Annotated in this window: 3 protein-coding genes; 2 read left to right on the top strand and 1 reads right to left on the bottom strand. The window is 60.8% G+C overall.

All coding sequences use genetic code 11. The annotated features are described in order from the left end of the window. Positions 1-456 (top strand): DUF3179 domain-containing (seleno)protein (locus VGP75_RS10845; RefSeq protein WP_327543679.1); only part of this gene is annotated, 456 nt, incomplete at its 5' end. A 107-nt stretch (positions 457-563) separates the two neighbouring features. Further along, positions 564-1460 (top strand): DMT family transporter, encoded by an 897-nt coding sequence (locus tag VGP75_RS10840; protein ID WP_327543678.1) that lies wholly within the window; start codon positions 564-566, stop codon positions 1458-1460. On the opposite strand, the gene VGP75_RS10835 is transcribed toward VGP75_RS10840, so the two are convergent. Next, positions 1435-2850 (bottom strand): protein adenylyltransferase SelO, encoded by a 1416-nt coding sequence (locus VGP75_RS10835; protein WP_327543680.1) that lies wholly within the window; start codon positions 2848-2850, stop codon positions 1435-1437. The genes VGP75_RS10840 and VGP75_RS10835 overlap by 26 nt on opposite strands. Between the last annotated feature and the right edge of the window lie 34 nt (positions 2851-2884).

Raw genomic sequence — 2884 nt, 5'->3', positions numbered from 1 at the left:
GGGGCAGACCTGATCAGTCTGCCCAGCTGGATGGAAAGCTGGGAGACTTTTGCAAGCCGCAATCCCGAAGGCTTGGTGATGGAAGAGCCCGCCTTCAACCGCAACTACGGGGCCAACCCCTATGTGCGCTATGACAGCTCTCATCGCCCGTTCCTCTATTCCGGTGAAATGCCACCCCATAACATCCCCGCTTTGGCGCGCGTTGTTCGCGTCGGAGATCGGGCGTGGCCGCTGACGCGCCTGACAGAGGCGGGAACGCTGACCGAGGCAGGCGTGACCCTGTCATGGGCCGCAGGGCAGGCCCCGGCGCTGGATAGTGCCGACATCGGCGCAGGCAAGGACGTGGGCAACGTGCGGGTGCGCGACGACGCGGGCAACGACCTGCCACATGATGTGCTGTTTGCTTTTGCGTTCCACGCCTTCTGGCCCGAGGGGACCTGGATGATCGGCAATTAGCCTTGTACCCTTCTGCGCGGTTGCTGCCTCCGGCGGAAGTTTGAAGGGACATGGAAAGTCATAGGGTTTCGCTTGACACCGGGGGCCTGCGCGCATGATCTGCGCGGATGGAAAAGAAAACCCAGATTGATCTGTTCGGTGCGGTGGCACTCACAAGTTTTGCGCTTTTGCTGGCCTTTAATCAGGTCGTGATCAAGGTCACCAATGGTGGGCTGCAGCCGGTCTTTTTCGCAGGGCTACGCTCGGCAGGGGCCGTGGTCTGCATCTGGCTCTGGTTGCGCTGGCGGGGCATCCCGTTGCGTTTTGAAAAGGGCACGCGGGTTGCGGGCTTTGCCGTTGGTTGCGTCTTTGCTTTCGAGTTTTTTTGTCTCTTTGTGGCCCTTGATCTGACGGCTGTCAGCCGCGCGTCTGTCATCTTTTATTCGATGCCAATCTGGCTTGCGATCATGGCGCATTTCATCATGCCAAGCGATAAGATCACGCCTGTCAAAGCTGTTGGCCTTGGGCTCGCTCTAGCGGGGGTGGCGGTTGCGATCCTGACCCGTGATGATGGTGTGGGCAGTTTCTGGGGTGATCTAGCGGCTTTGGGTGCCGCCGTCGGTTGGGCCGTCACCGCGATGATCGCCAAAGCCTCGTCGCTGTCGCGGGTACGCCCTGAAATCCAGTTGATGTGGCAGGTTGGCGTCTCGGCGCCTCTGTTGCTCTTTGCCGCACTCTTCTTCGGCCCTTTGATCCGTGATATTGCCCCCGTCCATATCGCAGGGCTGGCGTTCCAGATCGTTGTGGTGGTCAGTGCGGGTTTCATCTTCTGGCTTTGGCTTTTGTCGATTTATCCCGCATCCGGTGTGGCCTCGTTCAGCTTTCTGTCACCGGTGCTGACGGTGGCGCTTGGCTGGCTGTTGCTGGGCGAAGAGGTTGGGCCCAACCTGATCATGGCGCTGATCCTCGTCGCCATCGGGATCCTGATGGTGAACCGGCCTAGGTCCCGCAGAACGTCCGCGTAACCATTTCGTCCTTGCTGGGCTCGCGCGCGAATCTGGCGGTTGCCTCTGTCAGCGATGCGTAGGGTGCTGTCACTGCCGCCAGAAGCGCGTGGAATGGCGCATAGTCGCCGGTGCGGCCTGCCTGGATGACCTCTTCAACACGGTGGTTGCGCGGGATGATGTGCGGGTTGGCCTGCGCCATGATTTGCGCGGCACCGGCTGATTTGCGGGTTTGCCACCGCGCGGCCCACGTATCGAAAGCATCACGGTCGATGAACTGATCGCGGGCATTGGTTGTGTTCAGATTGGCGAAGGTGTTGGTGAAATCTGCACCATCCTTGGCCATCAGATCAAGCAGATCGGTAATCAGCTTGCGGTCATCTTCCTGAGGGTCAGCGATCCCCAGTTTCGCACCAAAGACCGACAGCCATGCCTCTTCATAGAGCGCAGGCATGCGGTGCACGGCGGCTGTAAAATCTTCAATCGCTGCATCACGGTCTGGCATCAGCGGGATCAGTGCGGTCGCAAACTGCGCCATATTCCATACGCCGATCCCGGGCTGGTTGGAATAGGCATAGCGCCCGTATTGGTCAATCGCGCTGAACACGCTGTCGGGGTGGAAGCCGTCCATGAAGGCGCAAGGTCCGTAATCAATGGTCTCGCCTGCAATCGAGACGTTATCAGTGTTCATCACTCCGTGGATGAACCCCAGACCCATCCAATACGCAATCAGTTTGGCATAGCGGGCAATCACCAGATCAAGCAGGTCCGCCGGGCCGGTTGCGTCGGGGTAGTGCCGCGCGATGACGTGGTCTGTCAGCGCTTGCAGCGCCTGCATATCGCCACGGCTGGCAAAGAACTGAAACGTGCCGACGCGGATATGGCTTTGGGCGACGCGTGCGATGACAGCACCGGGCAGGCGTTCTTCACGGTACACGTCTTCGCCGGTGGTCACGGCGGCCAGCGCGCGGGTTGTGGGCACGCCCATCGCGTGCATCGCCTCGGAGACGAGGTATTCGCGCATTACAGGCCCCAGCCACGCGCGCCCGTCGCCGCTGCGTGAATAGGGCGTGCGCCCCGCGCCCTTGAGCTGGATATCGCGGCGGATGCCGTCTTTGCCCACAACCTCACCCAAAAGCACAGCACGCCCGTCGCCCAGTTGCGGGTTCCAGTTGCCGAACTGATGCCCCGCATAGACCTGCGCAAGCGGGGCGGCCCCGTCGGGGATATGGTTGCCTGCAAAAACCTGTGCCGCGTCAGGTGTGGCCAGCTCTGCGGGATCAATCCCGAGGATCGTTGCCAGTGCGGCATTTGTCGCGATCACCTGCGGCGCTTTCACCGGTGTCGGCAATTGCGCGGTGTACATCTGTGGCGGCAATTGCGCGTAGGAATTGTCAAATGGAATACGCATCAGAGCCGGGCCAACCGTGCCGCCAGCAATGCGT

It is taken from the genome of Yoonia sp. (assembly GCF_036007805.1).
GTDB lineage: Bacteria > Pseudomonadota > Alphaproteobacteria > Rhodobacterales > Rhodobacteraceae > Yoonia.
This window is presented reverse-complemented; position numbering and strand designations above follow the sequence as displayed.

Bases quoted from the DNA above. Each gene is read 5' to 3' on its own strand.
- VGP75_RS10835 (WP_327543680.1), bottom strand. From the start codon at position 2,850: ATGCGTATTCCATTTGACAATTCCTACGCGCAATTGCCGCCACAGATG.
- VGP75_RS10840 (WP_327543678.1), top strand. From the start codon at position 564: ATGGAAAAGAAAACCCAGATTGATCTGTTCGGTGCGGTGGCACTCACA.